The sequence below is a fragment of the Luteibacter sp. NPDC104163 genome (genome assembly GCF_055584245.1).
On the sequence record NZ_JBVJMK010000004.1, the window covers coordinates 313,324 to 320,470 of the forward strand.

The 7,147-nt window shown below is 67.3% G+C and carries 7 protein-coding genes; 4 read left to right on the forward strand and 3 right to left on the reverse strand.

Translation table 11 applies throughout. The features are described 5' to 3' along the window. Positions 1 to 3: 3 nt before the first annotated feature. The 3 genes from ACZ6YI_RS07885 to trxA all read right to left on the reverse strand — a co-directional run bounded on the left by ACZ6YI_RS07885 (position 4) and on the right by trxA (position 3,186). Positions 4 to 1,314 carry a DUF3300 domain-containing protein gene (locus ACZ6YI_RS07885; protein ID WP_465778132.1) on the reverse strand — a complete coding sequence of 437 codons (1,311 nt, stop codon included), beginning with the start codon at positions 1,312 to 1,314 and terminating at the stop codon, positions 4 to 6. A gap of 94 nt (positions 1,315 to 1,408) precedes the next feature. Further along, the gene (locus tag ACZ6YI_RS07890) at positions 1,409 to 2,200 is read right to left on the reverse strand and encodes a hypothetical protein (protein WP_465778133.1); all 792 of its coding nucleotides are present in this window, start codon (positions 2,198 to 2,200) and stop codon (positions 1,409 to 1,411) included. Positions 2,201 to 2,310: 110 nt separating this feature from the next. Beyond that, positions 2,311 to 3,186 (reverse strand): thioredoxin, encoded by an 876-nt coding sequence (trxA, locus tag ACZ6YI_RS07895; RefSeq protein WP_465778134.1) that lies wholly within the window; start codon positions 3,184 to 3,186, stop codon positions 2,311 to 2,313. Positions 3,187 to 3,353: 167 nt separating this feature from the next. Here trxA and ACZ6YI_RS07900 point away from each other — a divergent pair, with 167 nt between their 5' ends. From ACZ6YI_RS07900 to ACZ6YI_RS07915, 4 genes are read left to right on the forward strand one after another with little or no spacing between them, the layout of a single operon-like run. Continuing rightward, on the forward strand, positions 3,354 to 3,965 hold the full coding sequence (locus ACZ6YI_RS07900; RefSeq protein ID WP_465778135.1) for a paraquat-inducible protein A: 612 nt from the start codon (positions 3,354 to 3,356) through the stop codon (positions 3,963 to 3,965). Next, positions 3,962 to 4,582: a paraquat-inducible protein A gene (locus tag ACZ6YI_RS07905; RefSeq protein WP_440328563.1), complete on the forward strand. Its 621-nt coding sequence runs from the start codon at positions 3,962 to 3,964 to the stop codon at positions 4,580 to 4,582. Before ACZ6YI_RS07900 ends, ACZ6YI_RS07905 begins: the two co-directional genes overlap by 4 nt. Beyond that, positions 4,579 to 6,258 carry a PqiB family protein gene (locus ACZ6YI_RS07910; RefSeq protein ID WP_465778136.1) on the forward strand — a complete coding sequence of 560 codons (1,680 nt, stop codon included), beginning with the start codon at positions 4,579 to 4,581 and terminating at the stop codon, positions 6,256 to 6,258. The genes ACZ6YI_RS07905 and ACZ6YI_RS07910 overlap by 4 nt, the downstream gene beginning before the upstream one ends. Then, positions 6,255 to 6,845 (forward strand): PqiC family protein, encoded by a 591-nt coding sequence (locus ACZ6YI_RS07915; protein WP_465778137.1) that lies wholly within the window; start codon positions 6,255 to 6,257, stop codon positions 6,843 to 6,845. Before ACZ6YI_RS07910 ends, ACZ6YI_RS07915 begins: the two co-directional genes overlap by 4 nt. The last annotated feature ends 302 nt before the right edge of the window (positions 6,846 to 7,147 follow it).

The following is a 7,147-nucleotide window of genomic DNA, read 5'->3' on the forward strand; positions in this document are numbered from 1 at the left end:
CTCCTAGCGACGGTGGAATCCGCCGGCACGCGCCGGCACCGGACGGTTGACGGGGTGCGCGGCGCCCATGTTCGGGCGCGCACCGCCCATGTCGCGCAGGCTCGATTCGCCGCGCTGCCGGGCTGCGCCGGCGTCGCCCGGGGAGCGCACGCCGGAGAAAGCGTTGGCGCGCGCATCGTTGCCGATGGGCTGGCGCTGCACGCCGCCGCCGTTGGCGCCCGGTCGGTTGGCGAGGTTGCCGCCGCGTGACCCCGCCCGCTCCTGGAAGTTGCCCGCATTCGCTCCGCGGTTCCCGGCGTTGCCGCGTTCCAGCGAGGGTGAGGCGCCACCGCCGGTGGAGCGGTTGAAACTCTGCAGCGCCTGCTGCCGGCTTGCCTCGCGCGCTGGATCCTGGCCGCGGAATGCCTGGCGTTGCTGCGCGCCGCCCAGGCCCTGGTTGAAGCGTGCCTGCGTCGTGGGATCGCGATAAGGCGTGCCACGGCGGTTGGCCGGATCGTGGTTCCAGTTGATGTTGCCGTTGCCGCTGATGCGGTTGTTGACGTTGATGTTGTTGTACCGGTTGACGTTGATGTTGACGTCGTTGTGGCCCCAGTCGAAGCCGCCCCACAGGGAATTGGCGATGGCCACGCCGGTACCGAAGGCAAGCCCCGCGGCGAGTCCCGTGGCGACCGGGTACTGGTAGCCCGGCGGTGGCGGCCAGTAAGGCGGCGGGTAGGCGGGGTAGGCCCACGTGCCGTAAGCGACGGTCGGGTTGTAGCTCGGGACGTAGACCACCTGCGGATCCGCGGGCTCGATCTGGATCACCGTGGTCTGCGGCGCGGCCTGTTGCACCACGACTTTCTGCTGCGTGTTGGACTTGAGGTTGCCTGCCTTCTGCGCTTGCGCGCGCAGGCGCTGCACGGATGCCATCACCTCGTCGGGCTCGGCGAGGAACGCATCGCCGATGTTGCGCACCCAATCCGGATGGGCACCCATCTGCACGAGGACCTGCGGGAACGCCACGAGCGATTGCACGCTGGGGTCCCACGGCATGGATGCGACCTGCTTCACCGCTGCATCACCCGTCGCCTTCGGGTTTTGCTTCGACCACGTGGCGGCGTCAGCGACGTCGGCCGGATACGTCGCGGCCATGAGGATCTGCGAAAGCAGGGCATCGGGATACAGCGCCACGGGCGCCATGAACTGGTCGATCTGTTCCTTCGTGAACGTCTTCCCCGTGGGCGGCGCCCCCTGGGCCGCGAGCGATGCGGCAGCCAGCGTGAGCAGCAGCGCGGCGGCGTGGCGGAGCAGGGCTCCGAACCGGCGAGTTTCCACGGGAGCTCTCCACGGCGAATGTCGCATGCAGCATCCGGCCCGCGGTGGCGCAGCCGGAAGCGCAGATGTGCGTAACCGCTTTCCGCAAAACTACCTACCGCGCCATGGGGAACTGCATGTTCAGGCCGAAGAAAAGCTGGAACTGCGGCACGCCGTCACCATGCCTCGCCACGGTGAACTGCGGCTCCGCAAACAGGTTGTAGGTGACGCCGCCCTTGCTACGCCAGACCTTGCCGGTGCCGAAGCCGACGGGGACATAGTGCGTGCCGCCCTCGAGATCCCACGCCCACGTGGCCGTGGTGCGCAGGTACCAGCCCCGCGGCAGGTTGTAGATCACGAGCGGCTGGGCCTGCAGGTTGTCCTGCGTGGTGCGGTGGCCGGAACCGGCGAACGAGCGCTGCCAGGTGACCAGGCCTCCGATGAGGCCCCATGGCTTTGGCGAGATCACGAGTGTCGCAACGCCGGCCTGCCACTTGCCCGTGCCGGTGCGGTCGCTGCCCGCGCTCGGCACGGTGAGCTGCGGCCCGATGCCGATCTCCACGCCGCCGGCCTTGAACACGGCGACATCGAAGACGTTGAGGTCACCGACGTTCGTGGTGCGGCCGTCTGGCGCGATGTTGGGCGAGGTGGCGAAGGGCAGCGTGTAGCGAAAGATCTGCGGCAGGCCAAAGGCCTTGTGCGGCAGCGTGCCGCGCAGGAGAAAGGCATTCGAATCGACGTCGTCGAGGCCGTAGTAGCTCCCGACGTACTGGTCCTGGAGATTGACGCCGATCGTCGGGGCGAGCGGGTTGTTGGCCTTGTTCATGTCGTCGGCCGACTGCGCGAGAGCGAGGCCGGAGGCGACGGAAAACGTCGATGCGAACAGGAAGCGTGTTGGCCTGGGCATGGGGGCACCCCGGGAGGACGGGATGCCAGCATGCAAAGCGGGGCGGTGCGGCGTAACCGAAACTACGCCGGGCACCACCCCGTAAAACTACGAAACGCGGCTTTGCGGCCTCAGAAGACCAACGAGGCCATCTTGCGCCGGTAGGTACCCACGACTTCCGCATCATCCAGCGTGGCGAACGCGGCAAGCAGGCGCTTCTTCGCCTGGCCGTCGTTCCAGTCGCGCTGGCGCTTGAGGATGTCGAGGAACTGGTCGAGGCCGGCCGGGGCGTCGCCTTCGATCAGCAGGCGCACACCCAGCAGGTCGCGGGCCTCCCAGTCATCGCCATTGGCGGCGACGCGCTGGCGCAGATCGGCCAGCGAAGGTGCACCGGCCAGGGCGCGGGCCAGGTCGAGCTGGCTGCGCAGGCGCACCGCACGGGCGTCGGTGGCGAGGTTGGCGGGCAGGGCATCCAGTTCGGCCTGGGCCGGTTCGACCTGGCCGGCGCGCAGCAGGGCCAGCGCGAGGTCCAGCTTCAGCTCAGCCTGGTCCGGCGCGGCGGCGATCGCCTGCTGGAGACGGTTGATGGCCTCCTCGGGGCTTTCGGGTTCCGCTTCGATCGCCTCGGCGTCATTCGCCGAGCCATCGCCCGGCTGGATGCCGTTGCGGGTCAGGAACTCGCGCAGCTGCCCTTCGGGCAGGGCGCCGGCGAAGCCGTCGGCCATCTGGCCATCCTTGATCAGGATGACGGTGGGGATGCTGCGCACGCCGAACATGGCCGCGAGCTGCTGCTCGGCATCCACGTCGATCTTGGCCAGGCGGAACGCCCCGTTGTACTCGGCGGCCAGCTTTTCCAGCATCGGGCCGAGCGTCTTGCAGGGGCCGCACCACTCGGCCCACAGGTCCACCAGGATCGGGGTCTGCAGTGAGGCCTGGATGACATCCTGCTCGAATCCTGCCGTGGTCGCGTCGAAGACATGGGCACTAGGGGTCTGGGCGCTGCTCACGAAAGGCTCCTGGGACAAGGGAAGATCCCCCCTAGATCGGGGAAGTTCGGCAGCATATCAAGCCGGGATGGCCGTTTTGCAGCCTCCCTGGCCTTCGTCATGCGCCGTTTACCCGGATTTGCGATCATAGCGCCATGGGCCATACCGGCCTTCCACCGCCGGCGTGCATGCGAAAAGCCCCTGACCTCATCATCTGCGAGCACTGTGACACCGTTTACAGGCGGCGCCACCTTGCCCGGGGCGAGGTGGCCCAGTGCGCCAATTGCGGGGCGGTCCTCGAGCGCCACCAGTGGCTGGGCATCGATGCGCAGTTCGCGTTGGTGCTCACGGCGTTCATCGTCTTCGTCATCGCAAACGTCTCGCCCATCGTGACCCTCGGCTTCTCCGGCATGATGGCCGACACGACCCTGTGGGGCGCGGCCATCGCCATGTGGAACGACGGGGCGCAGATCGTCGCCGCGCTCACCGCGCTGACCCTGTTCTTCTTCCCCCTGGTGCAGATCACGCTGTTCGGCTGGGTGCTGATGTACGCCCGGCACGGCGAGCGGGCGCCCGGTTTCGGCCTGGCCATGTCCACGCTGGTGAAGATCAAGCCATGGAGCATGATCGAGGTGTTCATGCTCGGCGTGCTGGTGGCGGTGGTGAAGGCGCATACGTATTTCGACGTGATCCCCGGCATCGGCGTCTGGGCCTTCGGCTTCCTTACCGTGCTCATCACCGTGTTCGCCAGCCACGACCCGCGCAACCTTTGGGACATGACCCGCGAGGTGCGCCGGTGAGCGAACTGCCACGCGCCCAGGAGCTGGGGATGATGGGCTGCCACGTGTGCCGCCTGGTCACCGCCTACACCAGTAACCCGCACGCCCGCTGCCCGCGCTGCCATAACCCGCTGCATGCGCGGAAAGTGGGCAGCATCGCGCGCGCCTGGGCGTTCCTGATCGCGGCCGCCATCTTCTACATCCCGGCCAACCTGTTCCCGATCATGCGGACACAGAGCCTGTTTTCGAAGGACGACAACACGATCCTCAGCGGCGTGTTCGAGCTATGGCGCAACGGGTCGCCCGACCTGGCCATCATCGTCTTCACGGCATCCATCGTGGTGCCCGTGCTGAAGTTCTGCATCATGGGCTACCTGCTGCTCTCGGTGCAGCGGGCCAGCGACTACGGGCCGCGGCAGCGCGCCAAGCTGTACCGCTTCGTGGAGCTGGTGGGCTACTGGTCCATGCTGGATGTGTTCGTGGTGGCGATCCTTTCCGCGCTGGTGCACTTCAAGGTGCTCTCGCGCGTGGAGCCGCTGCCGGGGGTGATTTATTTCGGCATCGTCGTGGTGCTGACGATGCTGGCGGCGATGAGTTTCGATCCCCGCCTGATCTGGGACAAAAGGAAGGCACGATGAGCGACATCCAGGAAGAAAACCGGCCGGAAGGCGATGACCTGCCCCAACCGGAGGTGCGCCGTTCGAAGATGGGCGTCTCGCTGATCTGGCTGGTGCCGATCATCGCCGCCCTGGTGGGCATCTCGCTGCTGGTCAACCACTACATCTCGGCCGGGCCGCAGATCACGGTGACCTTCCTCACGGGCGAGGGCATCGAGACCGGCAAGACCCAGGTCAAGTACAAGAACGTGGTGATCGGCAAGGTGACCACCATGCGCCTGTCCAAGGATCGCACCCATGTGCGGGTGGTGATCGACCTGGAGAAGAACGCCTCCGAGTTCGCGACCAAGGGCACCCGCTACTGGGTGGTGCGTCCGCGCATCGGCGCCGGCGGTGTCTCCGGCTTCGATACGTTGCTGTCGGGCGCATTCATCGGCGCCGATACCGGCACGTCCGATGAGGACCAGAGCGATTTCACCGGCCTGGAAACCCCGCCGGCCGTGACGCATGGCGCGCCGGGCCGCCGCTTCCAGCTGCATACCGCCGACCTCGGCTCGCTCGACATCGGTTCGCCGGTGTACTTCCGCCGCATCCAGGTCGGCCGCATCGTCTCGTACGAGCTCGACAAGGACGGGAAGGGCGTGTCGCTCCAGCTGTTCGTGGACGGGCCGAACGACCGCTTCGTCACCAAGGACTCGCGCTTCTGGAATGCCAGTGGCGTGGATGTCTCGCTGGGTGCCGACGGCCTGAAGCTCAACACCCAGTCGCTCGCCACGGTCGTCGCCGGCGGCGTCGCCTTCTCCGATCCGCTGGGCCCCCGCGATGAGACCCCCGCGCCCGAGATGAGCGAATACACGCTGTTCGGCGACCAGGCCACCGCGCTGGCGCCGCCGGATGGCAAGCCGCGTTACATCCGCATGCGCTTCGAGCACTCGCTGCGCGGCCTCAACGTCGATGCGCCCGTGGAGCTGCTCGGCGTCAAGGTCGGCAAGGTCGTGTCGGTGAACCTGGATTACGACCCGGAGAAGCACAGCTTCCCGGTGGTCGTGGGCGTGCTCGTCTATCCGCAGCGCCTGGGCAAGGCGCACGAGAAGCTGGCGCAGGTGCTCGGCGGCGACCCGGAAACCCTGTTCCCGCGGATCATGAAGGGCCTGGTGGACCATGGCCTGCGTGCGCAGGCGCGCACCGGCAACCTGCTAACCGGCCAGCTGTACATCGCGATGGACGTGGATCCGAAGGCGAAGAAGGTCGACTTCAACCCGGATGGCAAGCCGCTCGAGGTGCCGACCGTGCCGGGTGATTTCGATCACCTGCAGGAGCAGCTGTCGTCCATCGTGGACAAGATCTCGAAGATCCCGTTCGATTCGATCGGCAAGAACATCGACGGCAGCCTGAAGGAACTGCACGGCACGCTGCATACGGTGAACACCGACCTGCTGCCGGAAGCGAAGAAGACGCTGCAGGGCGTGAACCGCACGGTGGGTACCGCCAACGATGCGCTGAGCGAGAACTCGCCGTTGCAGCAGAACATCGGCAATACGCTGGAAGAACTGCAGCGCACGGTGCGTTCCGTGCGTGCATTCACCGATTACCTGGGTCGCCACCCGGAGGCGCTGCTGCGCGGCCGCGGTGCCGACGCACCGCCGCCGGCCACCACGCCGTCGTCCCCGAAGCAGGGCAAGGAAGGTCAGCCATGATGAAGTACACCCGCAACGCCGCTTCGGCCCTGCTCGTCGTGGCCCTCGCCGCGTGCTCCTCGGCGCCGGTGCATTTCCACACCCTGGTGCCGCCGGCCGCGGCGGCGTCGGCGACAGTGGCGCCGTTCGCGATCGATGTGCAGGCGGTGGGCGTGCCCCCGCAGGTGGACCAGCCTTCGATGGTGCTGCGCTCCGGCAGTTCGTCGGTGAGCGTGCTCGATGGCGAGCGCTGGGCGTCGCCGCTGGGCGATGAGATCCGCAGCGCGCTGGCGGCGGATCTTTCCAGCCGCCTGGGCACCCACGATATCCATGGGCTGCCCCGGGCGAAGGATGCGAAGGTGGTGCGGGTGCAGGTGGATGTGCGTCGCTTCGATTCGGAACTGGGCGGGAGCGCGACGCTGGAGGCGGCGTGGTCGGTGCGTACCGACGACCAGTCGGCGAACTGTGCGTCGCGCGTGGTGGAACCGGCCGGCGGCAGCTACGACTCACTGGTCGATGCGCACCAGCGCGCCCTCGCTCAACTCGCCGACCAGATCGCCGCCGCCAGCCGCTCCGTGGCGAACGGCCAGTCGGCTGTGTGCCACTGACGATCGGGCTCGCCTTCGGCTTCACGGGGGCTCGGCTTCGCCATCGCGTCTAGCGCTCTGACGTCTCTGGAAAGAGCCCTTGGTGCCCACCCTCGCTGCTCAGACAGGTCCTCGTCGTTCGAAAGGGAGTGCCCCTCCGGGGCAAATGTACCTATTGCCCTACGGGCGCGAACCGGCAGCCGGGCGGGGCTTTTCTACGAGACGTCCGGCGATCTCAACCGATCGATGCAACGGCTTGGTTGAGTACCTCGGCAGGGGTCTGGAAGTCGAGGGTCTGCCGGGGACGCTGGTTTAGCTCTTTC